Origin of the sequence: Aliivibrio salmonicida LFI1238, from assembly GCF_000196495.1 — a bacterium.
Classification (GTDB): Bacteria; Pseudomonadota; Gammaproteobacteria; order Enterobacterales; family Vibrionaceae; genus Aliivibrio; species Aliivibrio salmonicida.
In genome coordinates this window covers 169,700-189,738 of the sequence record NC_011312.1, presented here as the reverse complement: position 1 = coordinate 189,738, position 20,039 = coordinate 169,700, and the positions used below count along the sequence as shown (strand labels likewise).

General features: G+C 40.9%; 15 protein-coding genes and 1 pseudogene. 2 read left to right on the top strand and 14 right to left on the bottom strand.

The genetic code is table 11. The features are described from left to right. Positions 1 to 15: 15 nt before the first annotated feature. From VSAL_RS01015 to trxA, 3 genes are all read right to left on the bottom strand, one after another. Positions 16 to 1,038: a hypothetical protein gene (locus tag VSAL_RS01015; RefSeq protein WP_012549036.1), complete on the bottom strand. Its 1,023-nt coding sequence runs from the start codon at positions 1,036 to 1,038 to the stop codon at positions 16 to 18. Positions 1,039 to 1,181: 143 nt separating this feature from the next. Then, positions 1,182 to 2,441 carry a transcription termination factor Rho gene (gene rho / locus VSAL_RS01010; protein ID WP_012549035.1) on the bottom strand — a complete coding sequence of 420 codons (1,260 nt, stop codon included), beginning with the start codon at positions 2,439 to 2,441 and terminating at the stop codon, positions 1,182 to 1,184. 238 nt (positions 2,442 to 2,679) lie between these two features. Further along, positions 2,680 to 3,006 (bottom strand): thioredoxin TrxA, encoded by a 327-nt coding sequence (gene trxA, locus VSAL_RS01005; protein WP_012549034.1) that lies wholly within the window; start codon positions 3,004 to 3,006, stop codon positions 2,680 to 2,682. A gap of 112 nt (positions 3,007 to 3,118) precedes the next feature. Between trxA and rhlB the strand changes: the two genes are divergently transcribed. Together rhlB and gppA are read left to right on the top strand one after the other, a co-directional pair. Beyond that, positions 3,119 to 4,423, top strand: a complete 1,305-nt coding sequence (rhlB, locus tag VSAL_RS01000; protein ID WP_012549033.1) for an ATP-dependent RNA helicase RhlB — start codon at positions 3,119 to 3,121, stop codon at positions 4,421 to 4,423. 32 nt (positions 4,424 to 4,455) lie between these two features. Beyond that, positions 4,456 to 5,908: pseudogene (gppA, locus tag VSAL_RS00995) on the top strand (guanosine-5'-triphosphate,3'-diphosphate diphosphatase). 35 nt (positions 5,909 to 5,943) lie between these two features. On the opposite strand, the gene VSAL_RS00990 reads toward gppA, so the two are convergent. The 11 genes from VSAL_RS00990 to VSAL_RS00940 all read right to left on the bottom strand — a co-directional run bounded on the left by VSAL_RS00990 (position 5,944) and on the right by VSAL_RS00940 (position 19,839). After that, a complete protein-coding gene (locus VSAL_RS00990; protein ID WP_012549008.1) occupies positions 5,944 to 7,431 on the bottom strand; it encodes an IS66-like element ISVsa2 family transposase in 1,488 nt (495 codons plus the stop codon). A gap of 71 nt (positions 7,432 to 7,502) precedes the next feature. Continuing rightward, on the bottom strand, positions 7,503 to 7,850 hold the full coding sequence (gene tnpB, locus VSAL_RS00985; RefSeq protein ID WP_012548924.1) for an IS66 family insertion sequence element accessory protein TnpB: 348 nt from the start codon (positions 7,848 to 7,850) through the stop codon (positions 7,503 to 7,505). Next, complete coding sequence (gene tnpA, locus VSAL_RS00980; RefSeq protein WP_012548925.1) at positions 7,847 to 8,161, bottom strand: IS66 family insertion sequence element accessory protein TnpA; 315 nt, start codon at positions 8,159 to 8,161, stop codon at positions 7,847 to 7,849. Before tnpA ends, tnpB begins: the two co-directional genes overlap by 4 nt. Positions 8,162 to 8,285: 124 nt before the next feature. Next, complete coding sequence (locus VSAL_RS00975; protein WP_012549032.1) at positions 8,286 to 9,092, bottom strand: ABC transporter ATP-binding protein; 807 nt, start codon at positions 9,090 to 9,092, stop codon at positions 8,286 to 8,288. 14 nt (positions 9,093 to 9,106) lie between these two features. After that, positions 9,107 to 10,048 carry a FecCD family ABC transporter permease gene (locus tag VSAL_RS00970; protein WP_231850865.1) on the bottom strand — a complete coding sequence of 314 codons (942 nt, stop codon included), beginning with the start codon at positions 10,046 to 10,048 and terminating at the stop codon, positions 9,107 to 9,109. Positions 10,049 to 10,121: 73 nt separating this feature from the next. Beyond that, the gene (locus VSAL_RS00965; RefSeq protein WP_012549030.1) at positions 10,122 to 11,222 is read right to left on the bottom strand and encodes a FecCD family ABC transporter permease; all 1,101 of its coding nucleotides are present in this window, start codon (positions 11,220 to 11,222) and stop codon (positions 10,122 to 10,124) included. Continuing rightward, complete coding sequence (locus tag VSAL_RS00960; RefSeq protein ID WP_012549029.1) at positions 11,219 to 12,169, bottom strand: iron-siderophore ABC transporter substrate-binding protein; 951 nt, start codon at positions 12,167 to 12,169, stop codon at positions 11,219 to 11,221. Before VSAL_RS00960 ends, VSAL_RS00965 begins: the two co-directional genes overlap by 4 nt. Before the next feature lie 118 nt (positions 12,170 to 12,287). Then, complete coding sequence (gene bitA / locus VSAL_RS00955; RefSeq protein WP_012549028.1) at positions 12,288 to 14,453, bottom strand: TonB-dependent siderophore bisucaberin receptor BitA; 2,166 nt, start codon at positions 14,451 to 14,453, stop codon at positions 12,288 to 12,290. Between the two features lie 23 nt (positions 14,454 to 14,476). Continuing rightward, positions 14,477 to 16,936, bottom strand: coding sequence for a GNAT family N-acetyltransferase (locus VSAL_RS00950; protein WP_012549027.1), 2,460 nt, complete (start codon positions 16,934 to 16,936; stop codon positions 14,477 to 14,479). Positions 16,937 to 16,946: 10 nt separating this feature from the next. Further along, positions 16,947 to 18,275 (bottom strand): lysine N(6)-hydroxylase/L-ornithine N(5)-oxygenase family protein, encoded by a 1,329-nt coding sequence (locus tag VSAL_RS00945; RefSeq protein WP_012549026.1) that lies wholly within the window; start codon positions 18,273 to 18,275, stop codon positions 16,947 to 16,949. A 16-nt stretch (positions 18,276 to 18,291) separates the two neighbouring features. After that, positions 18,292 to 19,839 (bottom strand): pyridoxal phosphate-dependent decarboxylase family protein, encoded by a 1,548-nt coding sequence (locus VSAL_RS00940; RefSeq protein WP_012549025.1) that lies wholly within the window; start codon positions 19,837 to 19,839, stop codon positions 18,292 to 18,294. Positions 19,840 to 20,039 lie beyond the last annotated feature (200 nt).

Sequence of the window (20,039 nt, the reverse complement as noted above, 5' to 3'; positions counted from 1 at the left end):
TAATGCTTAACAAACTCAACGTTGTGATAACGCAAATCTTACGTGTTGCTTACGAACTTTATTGCGACTATTCAATAAACTTTCTAGCCAAGAACCATGCCCATAATTGGCTAAATGAAGTGCGACAGCGCCACCATCTTGGATATGACTGAGCTTAGCCAATAAGAACTGCTCAACATCTGAAGGCAAAGGATGCAGCTGCGCTAGAGAAGCAAACGCGCTTTGTTTTAGTGAAGGATTACTCGTTGCCGCAATCAGTTGATCGGTTGCAAACTTGTCCGGCGCTAAACGAGATAAACGAGATAAACGAGATAAACGAGATAAACGAGTTAGTTCTGAAATACTGTGTTGATCTGTTCTCATTTTCCATAAAATTTTATATACGGCAGGATCTTGCGATAACGGAGCTAAACGAACGACAATTTCCGTGGTGGGTAACCAGACAGAAATCGGTCCATCGTCTATTTGCCCAGATAAATAGGCAAGCGCTTCAGGGGTTAAGCTGTCTAACTCAGCTAAAACGATGGATTGACGTACGCGCACCTCATGGGGTTCACCCACGAGCCATTCAGACAGTACTAAGCTGTGCTCTTCTGCAGCAAGAATAAAATCTAAGACTTGTTGATCTTTCGACATTTGGTTTAGCACACGAGAAGCAATACTAGAATAATCAAACGCCAATTTAGTCACAACATACCCATCACCTTGCTCTTTAATCATATAGGTTGGGTGTTTCGTTAATTGCGCTCTTAACCAAATCGTTCCTTTTGGATCCAAAATGAGTTTCTGTTGCTCTATCTGTTGGAGCAACATAAAGCGTACGGCTTCTTGCTGAGGCATAGACAAACGATTGAGAGAGAAATTGAGTGTAATAATGTCACCATCAATAAGGTATTGATGTAATTCATCCACTTTCTTTTTTAGTTGTGCATCAACCAATAAGCTCTTCGCAAATGTAGGCTGAATTTCAGAGGCGGATACTACACCGACCATCAAACTAGTAGAAAGGAGGATTGATGCTAACAGTCCTTGTCGCATAGAGGGAGCTCCTTAAAAAATAACTAAACTGAATTATCCTTATCAAGTTTAGTACAAACCATAATGCGATCAAATTAACATTTAATCAACAAAAAAGCGCTGCCTAGTAGGCAGCGCTTTTCATTTAATGGCTAAATTATCAATTACTGGCGACGCATCGCGTCAAAGAACTCATTGTTCGTTTTTGTCATTGATAGTTTATCAATTAGGAATTCCATCGCATCACTTTCACCCATTGGATGAACAATCTTACGTAGGATCCACATTTTCTGTAATTCATCAGTCTTAGTTAGCAACTCTTCACGACGAGTACCAGAACGATTAAAGTCAATCGCTGGGAATATACGTTTTTCCGCAATTTTACGGTTTAAATGCAATTCCATGTTACCCGTACCTTTAAACTCTTCGTAGATAACTTCATCCATTTTAGAGCCGGTATCAACAAGTGCCGTTGCAATGATAGTTAAACTGCCACCTTCTTCAACGTTACGTGCTGCACCAAAAAAGCGTTTAGGGCGGTGTAATGCGTTTGCATCAATACCACCAGTAAGAACTTTACCTGATGATGGAATAACGGTGTTGTATGCACGAGCAAGACGAGTAATTGAATCCAATAGGATAACCACGTCTTTTTTATGCTCTACAAGACGTTTCGCTTTCTCGATAACCATTTCAGCAACTTGTACGTGACGAGACGCTGGCTCATCAAACGTAGACGCAATTACTTCACCTTTAACAAGGCGTTGCATCTCAGTTACTTCTTCTGGACGTTCATCGATAAGTAGAACCATCAACTCACATTCTGGGTAGTTGTGAGCAATACTTTGAGCGATGTTTTGAAGTAGCATTGTTTTACCCGCTTTTGGCGGAGCAACAATCAGACCACGTTGACCACGGCCAATTGGAGAAGCTAAATCAAGAATACGCGCCGTAATATCTTCTGTTGAACCATTACCACGTTCCATACGTAAACGATCGTTTGCGTGTAAAGGGGTAAGGTTTTCAAAAAGGATTTTGTTACGAGCATTATCTGGGCGATCATAATTAACAGCGTTTACTTTAAGAAGAGCGAAATAACGTTCGCCATCTTTTGGTGGACGAATCTTTCCGCCAATCGTATCACCAGTACGCAAGTTAAAGCGACGAATTTGGCTTGGAGAGACATAGATGTCATCCGGGCCAGCCAAGTAAGAACAATCTGCTGAACGAAGGAAACCAAAGCCATCTTGAAGAATCTCAAGTACACCATCTCCAAAGATGTCTTCACCGCTTTTCGCATGTTGCTTAAGGATGGAGAAGATGATGTCTTGTTTTCTTAGACGAGCTAGGTTTTCTAGGCCTAATGATTCGCCAAGAGCAACAAGGTCAGACACTGGTCTGTTTTTAAGTTCAGTAAGATTCATAGTGGTAGGTAGTTGTTTAGTCAAAATCAGATTCTATCTTTAGTTGATTTAAGAATGGATGACCTTCGAGCTCGGTCAAGAAATGAAATCGTATGAAATACGCCCGATAAATTATCACTTATTCGCATTTTAGTCTAGGGCTTAGCCCTGATTTCTAAGCTTAGCTTAGCTCAGAAAAACAAAACCGCACATAATTTTTCATTACATGCGGTTCTATCTGACTTAATTGCACCCTATATTATAGGTTTGCATCAAGAAACTCTTTAAGTTGAGTTTTAGAAAGTGCACCCACTTTCGTTGCAGCTACGCCACCATCTTTAAATAAAAGCAGCGTTGGAATGCCACGGATACCGAATTTTGGCGGTGTTCCTGCATTCTGATCGATATTTAATTTACCAATCGTTAATTTGCCTTCGTACTCATCTGCAATCTCATCCAGAATGGGAGCAATCATTTTACAAGGACCACACCATTCTGCCCAGAAATCTACTAGTACTGGGCCTGAAGCATTGATAACACTTTCTTCAAAACCGTCATCTGTAAGCTGCAAAATTTTGTCGCTCATCGTCAACTCCAACGTTAAATTTAAAGGCTGATTTCATGGTAACCAGCAAATTGATGCTCTATTTGAATGGAATCCGTTTCGTATTGCAAGCTTTAACTGATATTCTATAGTAATGAAAAAGACGCACATCACAGAGCAAAAATTTGCCGACCTAGGTTTAGAGCCTCAGGTCCTTGATGGTTTGAATGCAAAAGGGTTCATTAATTGTACCCCAATTCAAGCCAAGGCATTGCCGGTACTGCTCGCCGGCCAAGACATTGCAGGCCAAGCCCAAACGGGCACTGGTAAGACGCTCGCGTTCCTTGCTGCTACTTTTAATCACCTATTAACTACGCCTGCACCTGAAGGCCGTAAAATCACGCAACCACGAGCTATTATTATGGCTCCAACGCGTGAGTTAGCGATTCAAATCTATAACGATGCTGAATCTCTAATCGCAAGTACCGGCTTAAAAGCGGCACTTGCTTACGGTGGCGAACGCTATGAGAAGCAACAAAAAGTTATCGAAGCTGGTGTTGATATCCTAATCGGAACAACTGGCCGCATTATCGATTTCTACAAACAAGGTCAAATTGACTTTAAAGCAATCCAAGTGGTTGTTTTAGATGAAGCCGATCGCATGTTTGATTTGGGTTTCATTAAAGATATTCGTTTTGTATTCCGTCGTATGCCAGCGCCTGCTGAGCGTCTGAATATGCTGTTTTCAGCAACATTATCTTACCGCGTACAAGAACTTGCGTTTGAACACATGCAAGAACCTGAGCACGTAGTTGTTGAACCGGATCAAAAAACGGGTCACCTGATTACTGAAGAATTATTCTATCCTTCAAATGATCACAAAATGGCACTTCTTCAAACATTGATCGAAGAAGAATGGCCTGATCGTGCAATTATTTTCGCCAATACTAAACACAAATGTGAATTAGTTTGGGGGCATCTAGCTGCCGATAAACACCGCGTAGGCCTTCTTACTGGTGATGTTCCACAGAAAAAACGTGAACGCATCCTAGAAGAATTTACGAAAGGTGAAGTCGATATCCTTGTTGCTACCGACGTAGCGGCTCGTGGTCTACACATTCCACAAGTAACACATGTATTTAATTTTGATTTACCAAATGAAGCCGAAGATTATGTTCACCGTATTGGTCGTACTGGTCGTGCTGGTGAAAGCGGTAATTCAATTAGTTTCGCTTGTGAAGAATACGCAATCAATCTTCCTGCAATTGAAGAATACATTGAGCATTCAATTCCACAGTCTGATTACGATACATCAGCACTATTGGAAGATTTACCAGCACCAATCAGACTTCAACGCCGTCCACCACAAAATCGTCGTAACGGCAGTAACAATGGTCAACGTCAAAGCGGGAATCGCAAACATTCACGCCCACGTCCACCTCGTAGCCCTCAAGCTTAATCAGAGGTCGATGAAAGAATAATAAGGATGTTATGAAAAGTTCAACAATATCACCTATGTATGCCGTCATTGATTTAGGCTCCAATAGCTTCCATATGCTTGTTGTGCGTCATATAAATGGTAGTGTGCAAACCATGGCCAAAATTAAACGTAAAGTTCGTTTGGCTACGGGATTAGATAAAAACAACACACTCAGCCATGAAGCTATGCAACGTGGGTGGGATTGCTTGAACTTATTTGCAGAACGTTTGCAAGACATCCCTGTAGAAAATATTCGCATTGTCGGTACCGCAACACTTCGTGTAGCGACCAATGTGGATATCTTCTTAAAAAAAGCCAATCAGATCTTAGGTCATGACATTAATGTGATCGAAGGTGAAGAAGAAGCTTGTACAATTTACCAAGGAGTTGCACACACTTCTGGTGGAAGCGGACGTCGATTGGTCGTTGATATCGGTGGCGCAAGTACAGAGCTAATTATTGGTGAAGGTTTTGAAGCACAAGCACTCACAAGCCTCAAAATGGGTTGTGTTACTTGGCTTGAAGGCTATTTCAAAGACCGTGCATTAACCAAAGTGAATTTTGAGGCGGCAATCTCCGCAGCAAAGGAAACTTTAGCGCCGATTTTGCAGCAATACACTGACTTAGGTTGGCAAACCTGTGTTGGCGCAAGGCATGGATGAGGTTATTACCTTAGCCAAGCTTAAGCGCCTTCAAAAACAAGCGATGCAATACGAACATTTAGAAGAATTAGATATTGATGGATTGACCCTTGAGCGCGCTTTAGTGTTCCCTAGTGGTTTATCCATTCTTATTGCTATTTTTGAATTATTATCAATTGATTCAATGACATTGGCCGGTGGCGCTCTTCGTGAAGGGTTATGCTACGGAATGATCCCAGCACTTCAGCATGATGAAGTATGTCAACGTACGATTTCTAGTATTCAACAGCGCTATCAACTTGATGCTGATTACGCACAGCAAGTCACTGACCTCGCTGAACAGTTAAGTGCACAATGTGGCCATGATTGGCTCATTGATCCACAAGCCTTATCTCTATTAAAAACAGCAACACAATTACACGAAATTGGTATGTGTATTGATTATAAAAAAGCAGGAGAACACGCCTCTTATCTTATCAATGCATTAGATCTACCTGGTTATACCCGTGCTCAAAAACATTTATTAGGTGAATTACTGCGTCGTTATCGTGAGCAGTTCTCTGCAATGCCTAGCCAGTATGCGGTGTCTGATTTATCAGCTCAACGTATGTTACGTATCCTCCGTTTAGCACTTATTTTAACCCATCGTCGTGATGTTTCTTTAGCTCCAATGGTGACTCTATTTGAAAAAGATGATGTTTTATCGTTGTCGATTGATGGCAAATGGTTAGCTGAAAATCCGCTGACAAGAGCAGAGTTAGAAATTGAGGCAGATAAGCAGACGAATATTGGATGGGATTTGGTTATAGAGCCAAGAAACTAGAACGCTTCGCTTCTATAAGGTAAGCGTGCGGGGAACTACACCTTGTCTTTTACATTCCAAGGTAAAAGTGAATCGATATCTGGCGATCCAACACATAAACGATCTAGACAATACCTAATATAATCGTAAGGGATTAATCCGTTTGCCTTTGCTGTTTCTACAATGCTGTAAAGCATTGCACTTGAATCTGCACCAGCCGTTGAACCCGAAAATAACCAGTTTTTCCGGCCGATAACAAACGGTTTAACCGCTCGCTCTGCTCGATTGTTATCAATAGATAACAATCCATCATCAATATAACGAACTAATTTATCCCATTGATTTAATGTATAGCTAATCGCCTCACCTAATTTTGTTTTAGGTGATACTCGACTAACTGCGCTATCAAGCCAATCACGGAGCTCTTTAAGTAAATCGCGGGCTTCTGTCTGCCTAGCAACATACTTGGCTTCAGGGGAAGCCTCTTTTAATAACGATTCGATCCGGTATAGCTTTTGGATTTTACTCAATACCCAATCTGCACTCCCTGTTTTCCCTTTTACTTGAACACGTTGAGCCTCAATAAATCGTCGACGTGCGTGTGCCCAACAGCCAACTAAAATCGCTTCAGTTTGTTCATAACCTTGGTAACCATCGGTATGTAAATACCCGTTATAACCTTTTAAAAAGTTAACTGGATGGTAGCCATGCCTGCTAGATTGATAATCATAAAGTACAATTCCAGGCAAAACACCAGAGCCTGGAGAATCATAGCCAGAGCAGTAGACCCACATATAACATTTTGCTTTTTCAACATCCAACACATTTACCGTTGTTTCATCACAATGCAGAGTGGGTTGTTCAAGCAAAATACGATGTAACTCGTTATTAAGAGGGGTAAATAGTACCGAGCATTTTATTAACCAATCCGCCATCGTTCGCCGTCCAATAATGATACCCCATTGCTGAAATAACGTTTCTTGACGATAAAGTGGAAGACTGTATTGAAATTTAGCCGTAATAATTTGAGCAAGTAAACTTGCGGTCGCAATCCCTTTAGGGATTGGTGACGCTGGCATTGGGGCTTGTTTAATGTCTACTGAAGTATTGTTTTTTTCACAATTTCGGCAAGCATATTTAGGACGAACATGTTGAATAACTTCCACTTTAGCTGGTACAAATTCCAACTTTTCACTGATGTCTTTACCCATCGCATGCATCTCTAGACCGCAACACTTACAAGTTTTATCTTTTATGTCGTGGATAATAACAGTACGCGGTAAGTCTTCAGGTAAGCGTTGGCGTTTTGGCTTTTGACGAGTGTAGGTAATCGTTTGTGTGTCATCATTTTCAATGATGATTTCTTCTTCTGTTTCATTGAATAAATCAAATTGAGTCGAGTCAGATTCACTGCTTTTACCAAAGCGCTGATGTTGAGCCAGCCGAAATTGCTCTAGAAGACGGTTATATTTATTTTCAAGCTGAAGCACAAGTGCTTTCAGCTCGTCAATGGTATCAGGAAGTGGTTTTATTTTATCAGTCATGTAGATGACTATATAACGATAATACAGGTAATCAATCGGTTGCCTCCTATTCTTGACTGAGAATCAACTATTTAAAGGGTTGTTTGATAATGTACCGGTTGATGTCCTAAGATATCAAAACCTTGTAATAGCAGTGTCAGTTGCTGCTCTGATAATGCTAACGTATCGTTATTTATATTTCGTGGCCATTTGAAGCGGTCTTCATCTAATCGCTTGTACCATAAAGCGAATCCTGTTTTATCCCAATACAATATTTTGAGTTTATCACGAGGCTTATTGCAAAATATAAATAGAGCATCACTAAACGGTGATAGTTGCATTTCTTGCTCAACAATCACGACAAGGCCATTAATGGCCTTGCGAAAATCGACAAAATCACGATGAAGATAAATGGTGGAAACATCAGTAAATACATTCATGATTGATACCCTTTTAATAAGAGTCCTATCCAGTGAGGTTCAGTATTAGCTGGCAATGTTAATCGCAATTTTCCGATAGAAAGTTGAATATCTGGTAATTGTGGAGTGGCGATGATAGTTGATGTTAACGCTTCTACTTTCAAGAAAGTAGAAGCGTTAATCTTTTGTTTCCATCGTGCTTTACGTGCACTAAATGTCTTTGGCAGAATATTATGGTTACGACAAAATTCAGCGGCACTAAGCTTGCTAGATTGCTGAGATTCAAATAGAGCGTGCCATTGCTCTGGTGTTCTCTTTTTATCTTTTTGCATAATTACGTTCTCGTTAAATGAAAGATCGTAAGATACGCATAATGAATTTTATTTGTTAGGTGTAGTTCCCCGCACGCTTACCTAAATTCAGCCAGCAGGCTTATTAAGAAAAGGAATAGAGTGGTTAGATAGAAGGATCTTTTTTGGGGATAATCATGGGGGTTTGAGATTCTGGATCGGTGATAATGGTGGTGTTTACCCCATAGATCGTGTGAATAATGTCGGGGTTCGCGAGGTCTTCAGGTTTTCCTTCCGCCACTATTTTCCCCTTGTGCATCATGATGATATTGTCGGCGTATCTAAAGGCCTGATTAATATCATGCAGCACCATCACCAATGTTTTTCCTTGATCTCGTAGAGACAGACAAAAATTCATCACTAAAAGTTGCGCACGTATATCAAGAAAAGAGGTTGGTTCATCAAGCATTAAGATATTACTCTTTTGAGCGAGTACCATTGCTAACCAAACTTGCTGTTGTTGTCCGCCAGATAAGCTGGCAACAGGACGGTGTATTAACTCGGTTAACCCTGTGGCGATCAACGCTTCTTGAACGGCGGTTTCATCATCTAGCGACCATTGCTGCCACATTTTTTGGTGTGGGTAACGCCCGCGGCTGACGAGTTCGATAACCTCTATCCCCTCAGGTAATTCGGGCTTTTGAACTAATAGAGCAAGTTGACGCGCGAGTGTCTTACTGTTCATTTTTAAAATGTTCTCTTCACCTAAAAGAATGCACCCTTCATCGGGGTGTTTTATGCGACTTAACATTTTGAGTAAGCTCGATTTTCCACAGCCGTTTGGACCAAGAATCACTGTCAGTTTTTTAGCTGGAATAGCCAGTTGCATGCGGTTGATTATTTGCCCTTCACTGTAGCTTAATGAAACGTGATGAGCCGATAATGTTTTGGTTATTTCGTTATTGTTTTGCATTTATTCATCCATCCTTATTTATTGGTGACTTGTCGGCTTAATAAACCCACGAGATAGAGTCCACCAATCAATGCGGTGAGTACGCCTACTGGCATTCGAAATAAACCGGGCAGGGTGAGGGTTATTGTGTCAGAAACAAGAAGGAGTAGGCTGCCATAAATGGCTGATCTTAAGAGCGCCAATCGGCTGTGACCAAAACGTGCAAGATGCGGAGCGACTAAAGCAACAAAGGCAACTGGCCCAACAGTCAGAACGGCACCAAGCGCAAGTCCAGAAGCAAGAAGCAGCGCTTGCCATTGTGCTGTATCGACGCGGCTTCCTAGCACGATTGCACTATCATAACCTTGGGTAAGAAGAGACAGGCGACGAGCGAGCAGAAGAAGCAGTGGAACAAAAATAATAAGAGTCATGAAGATGACGGAAACGTCTTGCCAATTTCGGTTGGCTAAACTGCCACTAAGGTAACCAAAAAGCTGCTGAGCTTGTTCTCGTTGAACCAGAGTTAAAATGAGTTGAACGGTCGCGACAGCAAAGGCATTGATGGCGATCCCAAGCAGAACCAGTTGTCGTGATAATTGCCACGATTTCCCTAATGCGATCAGCATGATTGTTAAAACAGAGACGGCACCGAGTAAGGCACCAATAGCTATTGGTTGATTCGGCAAAAACCATAACCACAATACTGCGCCAGCACTTGCTCCGGCGTTTATACCAATAATGTCAGGGCTGCCTAATGGATTTTTAGTTAACGTTTGAAATACTGCCCCAGAAATACCGAGTGCGGCACCGGCTCCGATGGCACACAAAACCCTTGGTAATCTGGATTGCCAAAACAACCAATCTTGGTATGGGGACGCTTCACCTTTAAATAGCGTTATAAAATCATCAGGTGTTATGCCATTCTTGCCTAACATTAAACTAAAAACCAGAGATAGGGTGATTAATATCATCGCCATGATTACGGCGTTGAGTGTCCTTTTGCTTGGGGCCAGTATTACGATTGACCCTAACTGCCATGTTGAGACTAAATTAGTTTTCATTTGAGTTTCTCTTCAGACGTCGTTTACAAGGTGTTACTGATGACGACTTTTTCATTTGATCTCTTCTCACTGCGAGGTAGAGAAAAGGAGCGCCGAGCATAGCGACAACGATGCCAGTAATAAGCTCTGTCGGAGGCATGAGTGTTCGGGCGATCACATCAGCAATAACAACAAGGTTACCGCCAATGAGTGCCGATATGGGCAATTGCCAGCGAAAATCCTGTGGGGCAATAAATCGAGAAAGGTGGGCGGATGCTAAACCAACAAAAGTCAGTGACCCGACGGTGGCGGTTGAGGCCGCACACAAAATCGTAGCGCCAAGCCAACCTAGTTGCGGCTGCCATCGTAAATTCGCCCCCAAGGATATCGCAATGTTTCTATCGATAGAGAGTAAATTTAAAGCAGGAGCTAATAGAAGAAGAATGACAGTAGCGATAATAAAGTAAGGCCATATCGTATTAATATCAGATAGTTGGAGTCCTGATAATGACCCCGACATCCAATACTTTAGGTCACTAAAAAGCGATGGGTTTACGATGACTCTTGCTTGCACATAAGCACCTAATACGGCACTAATGGCGGCACCAGATAGGATAAGCCTTGTTGGGGATTGATTGTGGCCTCGTGACAATAAGTAGACCATCACGCTCGTGAGTAACGCACCAGGAATCGCTAACCAAAAAAGAGGCCAGTTGGCACTGAATGATAATAAGCTGAGTGTTATTATTGAGGCATTCGCTCCCGCATTTACACCGAGTAAACCCGGATCAGCTAAAGGGTTTCGAGTTAAGGCTTGCATGACGCAGCCTGCCATTGCTAATGACATTCCAGCCAATAAACCAATCAGAACTCGTGGGAGTCGAGCTTGTATAATAAGAGTATCGTGATTGAGATTATTTTCACTAAATAAGCGCAGTAGATAAAAGGGAGATAGGGTTGTTGTTCCTAAAAGAAGCCCAGAAATAATTGCAGAAAAACTTAATATAATTAGCAATATTAATGTGGTAGTGACCTTTTTATTTCTGCTGATTAAAGAAGGGAGAATAGCCAAGTCAGGTGTACTAGTTAATTGGTTATCTGCGTTATTCATTTACCCATAACCTCTTTGATTTTTGGAATAAATGCGGGCATTACCCATTCCAAACTGAGTAAACTGCCATAGGACGTCGCCATTACAATTGAGGGATCGGTTATCGCAAGATATCGTCCTTGCTTAACGGCGTTGATGTGTGAGAAAAGCGGGATTTTTTCAACGGCTTGTTTGCTTTTTTCAGACTCATACCAACTAATAATGAGATCGGCATCATTAAATATATCGGAGTGCTCTAAACCAATGTTGGCCGTGAAATGTCCACGAGTTGGTTTTATGTCTTTGACTTCAGGAAGTTGTATAAAGCCGAGTGCGAGTAGAGAATCGATACGTGGATCGCCAGGTACATACAACGCAAGATTACCGAATCGACTTCCTGCATTAATATACGCCAGTTTTTTACCTTTAAATTGAGGGTTTGCATCGGCAAGTGAAGCAAGGTATTGGTGTAATTGAACAAGCAGGGCCTCTCCTTCTTCTGTTTTTCCTAAAGCCGTTGAAATGAGGGTAACTTGCTTATCGATAGGGGTAAGCCAAGGTTGATCTGGATAAGCAACAACAGGAACAAAACTGTTTAATTGGTTAAACGTTTCGAGTGTGATCCCAGATTGTGGCGCTAAAATTAGGTCGGGTTTTAATGATAAAATATGCTCGATATCGAGTTCAGGGTAGCTATTGAGTACTGAGGGTAAGGCTTTTTCTTGTTCTAGGACGGCTTGTTTAAACCAAGGTAGATAACCTTTGCTGTCACCACCCCAATAATGAGCTTCAATGGCGATAGGCACAATGCCTAAGAGCAAGCACCAATCTTCGGTTGTTGCGCCTAGAGTGATGACGCGTTGCGGGTGAGTAGGAATAACCGCGGTTCCATGCGCGGTTTTAATGGTGACAGGGAATGGGGAGCTGCTTATTTGGTTTAAGGGAATAGCAGCAGTGTGGCTACTCATGAATATAAACAGCAGAGAGATTGCTTTTGGCCATTTTAATATAGTTATAAAATGTCGCCCTACCTTACGGTAGGGGCCTCCAAGTAAATTTGAGATAAATGAATGAACAGCGTTGGTCTTAAAATTGGTAGTCAACATTCACGCTTATATTACGAGGCTCGCCAGCGTGATATTGGTTATAGATCCCCATCTGGCTGTAATATTCTTTATCAAAAAGGTTTTTAACATTTGCATTGACGTTAAGTTTTTTGTTTACCTCATATCGCACCATTACATCGTATATCGCGTAACTGTCTTGTTTTACTTTGGTATCTCCAACATTAGGTATACCGCTTACTTCTTTATAAATACTGCTGTACCAACGAGCCCCTCCGCCAATTTGGAGGCCCTCTAAAACGTCACCTAATTCATAAGTGGTGAAGAGTTTGAGTTGTTTGTTAGGGATGTCTGTTTTTAATCTATTTCCTTGTGGATCTTCTATTTTGAAATAGGTATAGCCAAGCGTTAAGTTCCAGTCATCTGTGATGGCACCATTGGTTTCAAACTCGAACCCTTTGGTTTCTGTACCATCAACACCACGATAAATAGGCATCCCTGTATTTGGATCGACGTCGCCAGTTTTTATTCCTAAATTATCCTGTAACGTGTTGAAGCCATTAAGAGAAAGGTTTAACTGATCATCCAAGAGGCTTGCTTTAATTCCTGTTTCATAGTTCTTTCCTTTAATCGGGTCGAGATACGTATTATTTTTACCTTTTACGTTTTGCGGTGTGAAAATATCAGAGTAACTGGCGTATACCGCAACAATGGGGGTTATTGCATAAGTCGTCCCAACGTATGAGGTAAATTCATTACTGATTTTATTTTTATGAAGGGTTCCAAAGTCATTCATATCGGTTTCCCAGTCACTCAATCGTCCACCAAGAACGAAAGACCACTGGTCAGTTACATTGATATGTGAGGCGACATAGATCCCTTGTTGTTTGGTTTCTCCTGTTGATTCCCAGCTTTTTTCTCTGCTCCATTCCGGTTCTGGATAAGACCAATTTGGGTCAGTAAAATCACCGACCTCTGATTGTGCGTTTAGCCCTTTATAGTAAGTATTCTCGAACGTCATTTTTTGATTGTTGAAACCCGCGATCATTTGGTGATCTTGTCCAAACAGAGAAAAATGACCTTTGAGAGTTAGGTTAAGATTATTAATTTTTCGATTTCCATCAATATAATTAATACTGCCTGGAACCATACCTTCATTTGTATTTGGGTCAGGAAAACCTTTCGGCCATAAATAATTGAAATCTAAGCTGTTATCACCATAGGTATACGTTCCTTTTATTACCCAATCTGGGTTAAAGCTATGCTCTAGACTGACAAATGAATTTAATGCTGTGGTTTCAGCGGATGCCCAGTCAGGAGCGGTGGTTGCTGATGTGCTGTAATTTGTTCTCGTACCATCGCTATGAAAGAGGGGAAGTCCTCCCGCCATGGTGCCTTTTGGCTCGTTATATTGATAATCGGTACCGACCGTTAATAAGGTGTCGGTGGTTAAATCGGCCTCAATAACGCCATATAATGTACTTCTTTTCTGTTCGTATCTGTCTAAGTAGGAGTCACGTTCTTGATGGACAGCAACAAGACGAGCTCTAATACTTTCATCAGTATTTACGCTGCCAGAGATATCAACGACCCCACGTTTTAAATTCCAAGATCCCGTGCCTACGCTAACATTGGCATTAAAATCGTGAGTAGGACGTTTTCTAATAAGGTTGATAGAGGCTGAAGGCTCGCCTGCACCAATCATTAATCCGTTCGCACCGCGAACCACTTCAACGCGATCATAAATCGCCGTATCCATTAGGTTATCACCGTAATTGAAACGGGTGTCATAGGTGATAGGAACGCCATCATAAAGAATGGTGCTTACTTCCATACCACGAGCAGAGACGGTGTATCTGTCGTTGTCCATAGGTCGAGCGTAAACACTCGATACGCTGTTCATTACATCAACAACACTGTTTAGTTGTTGATCTTTCATGGCTTGTTCGTTCACGGCAGTTACAGATTGTGGTGTTTCTAAATAGGATAAATCCATCCCTGTTGAGGTTGAGGTTTCACCTGTTTTATAGCTGGCAATCTCTTGTTTATGCGCGGTAATGGTCATTACTTCCATTGCCTCGTTATCATTGTCCTCTGCCATTACTGGCAACGTTAAAACACAAGATAACCCATAGAAAAGTGAGTATGTCGGTATTTTTGGTGATGTCATGTTCGTATTCAATGTCATTGTTTGGCCTAAAAGTCAGTGAACTAAATAATGCGATGAGTCTTAGCAAATAGAGCGAGAGGGTTTGCAATATCCTCAGCAAAACGTAAGTTCTTTTCTCTATCTTCAAGGTCAATCATTTGCTGATTATTGTTTAGTTGAATTCGATTTAGGCAGGTACGGGCGAACGAGCTGCAATACAGATCGTAACGTTGATATTTCGCATCAAATTGCGGGTGTTCTTGTTGGTAGTCTTTGACTGAATCGGCAACTATCTCCCAAAAATCAGATTCGCTAACCTGAGTTTGTTGCTCAAGCAATGGAGCGATGAATCGGAAAATACAATCAAAAATATCGAGCAAAATGTAGTTAAGTTTCATTGGGTCTTCAAGATCAACTGCCAAGCAATTCATGTCATTTGGTAGAGTTTTTTCTCCATTTAAAATGGCCACTTCTTCCCCGATGTCTTTCATGATTATTTTGATTGGGCTGTTGTCTTCAAGTACTAAAATTAAGTTTTCACCGTGTGGCATAAAGACAAGATCATAAGCAAAAAAGCTGTGCAGAAGAGGTTGTAGATAAAGATCCATGTACTGCTTAAGCCAGTTATGATCAGACAACGGCGAATCGGCCATTAACGCTGATATCAGGCTTTTTCCTTGGTCATCAACATGCAGTAATGAAGCCATTGTCAGTAGTTTTTGCTGCTTGTTTACCAATACATTGCCATGTTGATCTGGTGCGTATGGACTTTCACGCCATAAAGAAGAAAGCATTTTTTTATAAGGATTGTCAGTGCGAGTAGCTTGCTCATAGTAGCTGTGGTGATAGCCTATTGCCGCGACTTCTTTAAGAACAAAAAATTGCTTTTTAGCAAAGTAGGGATCGGTTTCAATGAGGTTTGCAATGAACGTATTGATAGCCGGTGTTCGGCTCATGTAATACGGAGATAACCCACGCATGAAGCCCATATTTAAAATCGATAAGGCGGTTTTCACATAGCACTTTTCTGGTGAAGAAAGGTTAAAAAAGGTTCGAATAGATTGCTGTGCTTGATACTTATCTTCCGTCGTGCCAAGAGGAACTACATACTGATTGGCGATATCAGCGGCGAAGATACGTGATATTTTTTCTCGCCATTGCCATGGGTGGATGGGCATTAAGTAATAATGTGATGGTTCAAGCCCTTGCATAGAGAGTTGTTGATTGAACTCATTCAGTTGTGATTGACCTAATTCATCAAAAATTAGGCGGTCGTAGCTTAATGATTCGATGACGGCAAAGCTTGTTTTTTCACGCAGCACTGCAATCCATTGTAAATTTAATGATTGTCCACTTTCTGGTGAAAATTCAACATGATCTAACATATCAAAGCCAATTCTGCCGTTATTAGCAATGAATACTGGATGACCTTCTGTCATGGCAGCTTCAATCTCTTGGTAGCTTGCATTCGCTAATTGAGCTGAGGTCTTATTTTGGTGCATGAGCTTATAGGCTTTGCTGTATAGCGTGCTAGTGATTTCCTCTAAATACGTAGGTAACAATGCATCACTGATCTCAAGAAGGTGACGACAAGAAAGAATAAAAGAGACGGCATCAAGAGGTTGGTTTTTATCATCTTTAGTGCAAGTGATTGATTGTGGTTCAACAAATAAATGATCGAGTTGATATTGGCGTGCACGAAAGAGGTATTCAGACGTTCCCGTATCCGAGTTGAAGGTGATACACCAAGAGGCGGCTTGTGCATTTGATGCATCATCTAATTTTATCGGTGTGATGATTTGCTCATGGCTCAACTCGGTGATCATTTTCGCGATTAAATGTTGATTCGCTTTATGCCAATACTCTGTCGTTAAATGAGAAGTGGCGAGTGATAATGATGGATTCTTACTGCTATTTTTCATTGAAGATACTTTCCCTTGTGACTGCAAAAATTGTGACTTAGTAGCAAACCCTAATTTTGCGGTTTTGCTGTTAAGCGGAACGATTTGACTGTACTCAATACCTATTAAGTGGTTTAAACGGTGTACTTTCTCATTTTGGATATCCGGTTCAACAACGAGCCTTGTAAAAGGCAGGTGTTCTAAAATTAATGACGAGATTGCGGTAATGACGTTTTGACTTAAACGATGCTCTGGAATATCAACGGGAGCGATAATCAAGTGCATGCCACAGTCACCTTCTTGAACTGGGTAATGCTCACCTATTTCGTCTTTCGCTGGATGATATAGCTCGGTATAAAACAGTATTTTTCCGCGTTTTAGTCCCACCAGTCCAAATTTATGGGCTGTGTTTTTTAGCTCAAGGTTGCGCTGATCTTCGGTAAGTTCATTCATTCCCCAATACGATGAATAACTCTGAGATAACCATTGATTAATAACGCTAAAATCGGTGTCTTCGTTGTAATTTCTGAACTCAAATTCAGAGATATTGATTAATTGGTCTTTTTTTGGCGCGTAACGATCCGTAAAGCTACATTGAGCTTTGGCTGTGAAATCTGTCATCGTTATCTCTTTATTCGAGTGAGTGTTCAGTGGTTGCGTTATATAAATGACTTTCGCAATTTGGAGGAGAGAATTGCTGAAAGGCGATGGATTTTTCTACTTTGTAGTGGGTTCTGCCAAGTACCTGATTCAAAATGGTCGCGTTTCTATAGCACACCATTCCAAGATCTGGGGAAGTCAGCCCATGAGTATGTAAGCCAACGTTTTGTACGAAGATTTTGTTGTTTCTATCAACGCTGTAGTTTCGCTGAACATCAAGTTCTCCATGTGAATCAAAGCGTAAATGCGCGCAAATGCCATCTAGAAATTGAGGTAATTGATATTCATAACCCGTTGCCATCACAATGTGTTGAGTCTGTAGTTCGAAATTATGTTGAGTTTCAGTGTGCAGACAATGAAGCGTTACCTGTGATTGTTCGCTTGATAAAGAGTGAACAGAAACGTTCGTCATCATTTCAACAGTAAAGTCATGTGATAACTGTTTAATGTATAAAAGATCATAAATATCATTAATCAAATCGGCGTTAATGCCTTTATATAGGTGCTTTTGTTTCTGGATTAATACTCGGCGTTGCTCTGGTTCAAGTTGATGGAAATAGTCGATGTATTCTGGTGACGTCATTTCCAATGTGAGTTTTGTATACTCCAATGAGAAGAATCGAGGAGAACGCGTTAGCCAGCGAAGACGGTACTTTTCTACGTCGATGTCGGTTAATAAATCATAGAAAATCTCAGCCGCACTTTGACCACTACCAACAACAGTGATGCAGGTAGACGCTTTTAATTCTGCTTTATTCATTAGGTAGTGAGCAGAGTGGGTCACTTTCGGTTCCTTTTTACTGCAAAAGTCAGGCAGGTAAGGCTGTGTCCCAGTGCCGAGAACTAAATGATGGCAGTAATAGGTTTCTTCACGATCCAGTAACGTGTTTTGTGTTTTTACGCAATATATCGCCTCATTTTCATCATAATCAATATGGGTGACGCAGCTATTAAACGTTAGGTTTGATAGGCGGTTACAAGCCCATTGGCAATAGTGGTTGTATTCTTCTCTGGCTAAAAAGAAGTTTTCTCTTATATAAAAAGGGTACAGACGATCATTTAATTTTGCGTAGTTAAGAAAACTGTATTCATTGGTTGGATCAGCCATTGTGACAAGGTCAGACATAAAAGGTGTCTGTAATCTTGTGCCCTCTAACATCATCCCTGGGTGCCAATCGAAGTGGCTACGAGCATCAAGAAAAATGCTTTTACAGTCAGGAACAGAGGAAGAAAGGGCGGCAAGGCTAAGATTAAATGGACCAATACCGACACCTAAAATATCGTATATATTTTTATTCACTGGATATCCTTTTTTATTAGGCGCTTTGTTTTACATTGGTAAGCAGTTGCTCGGTGATTGAATGACCACACGTATTAATGGCTTCAAATACGGCAACGATGCTGTTCACGGGGGTTTGAGGGTTTAACATCGTTATTTTGAGATATTGACGACCTTTAACCACGGTTGCTGCGATTAACGCTCTTCTTGATTTAGAAAGTGCCTCTCTAATTGCCCTGTTGCAGGTGTCCTGTTCTGTCGGGGTAAGGCGTTGGTCGACGAATCTAAATACCAATGTGGTCAGTTGTGGCTCTTGAACAAACTTAATATCGGTTAGGTGCTGACTGCGTTGATAGACTTCTTGAGTATTAAGGATTAAGTCATCAAATAACTTACCGATGGCTTCTGGCCCGCAAGCTCGTAAAGTAAGCCAAATCTTTAAAGCGTCGAATCGTCGTGATGTTTGAAGACTTTTGTTGGCAAGGTCAGGAATACCATTATCGGCTTGGTGTTTTGGGTTTAGGTAATCGGCATGATAGGTAAGATGAGAAAGAGATTGACCATTACTCACCATAAGGGCTGAGCAGCATAAAGGTTGGAAAAATGATTTATGAAAATCGATGCTAACAGAATCGGCTTGTTCAATACTTTTCAATAAGTGAGGAAATTTATTCGAAATCAGTAATACGCCACCGTATGCCGCGTCTACATGCAACCAACATTGATATTGCTGACAAAGAGAAGCTATCTCTTCGATAGGATCGATAGAACCAAAATCGGTGGTGCCAGCGGTAGCAACCACCGCCATTGGAATTAATCCTTGCTCTACCAGTGATGCCAATGTTGATGAAAGCGCAGTCGGATCCATTTGTCGCTGAGCGTTAGCAGGAACACTAATTACCGCCTCTTGACCTAAGCCTAAAACGAATGCCGCTTTTTGAATACTATAATGGCTGTATTCAGAACAAAGAATACGGAATTTACTGGTATTGGTAGGTAATGATGCTTTCTTGGTGTCATCAAGTTTAGTGCTGCATTGCTCTCTGGCCAGTAACAGTGCCATTAGATTAGATTGTGTACCTCCAGTGGTAAATACACCATCGGCAGACTTTAGATAACCTATACGGTATGCAAGCCAATCTATTACTTTCTGTTCAATGAATGTACCACCGGCACTTTGATCCCAGGTTTCAACCGCGGTATTAATCGCACAGCTAATTTGCTCAGCTAATAATGAGGTTAATAATACAGGGCAATTTAAATGCGCTAAGTAATCTTTATGATGGAAATAGACAGCATGCTTAAGGTAAAGCTCATCCAATTCATCTACAACATCATTAATATCAATTAAAGGAGAATCTAAATCTATATTTTTGAAGGCGTTCTTTAATTCTTCTGGCGAGATCCCAGAATTAGGGTGTGATGTTTCTTTTACTGTTTTAATAAGCGTGTTGAGCCCTAACTCTGTGATTTCTTTATAATGATCTAAAGAACTTGAATCAAAAAAATCCACATTACTTAAGAGACTACTTTGGTTAAAGAGAGTATCGTTATTGGCGTTTTTTTCAAAATATTTAGTATCCATATTTTTCTCTGTGCATTTATCAATGTTGAATGAAATCCCATGTAATTAACTGAGATGTATTATTTATCTTTGTTTTTGAGAGTGTATGGAATCTATCATGATAAAACTCAAATGAAAATGATTATCATTCCCATGGTTGTTTTGTGGTTTTTGTTAATTTTAACTTCTACCTAGTTAGAGTAAGGCTTGAGCGGGAATTG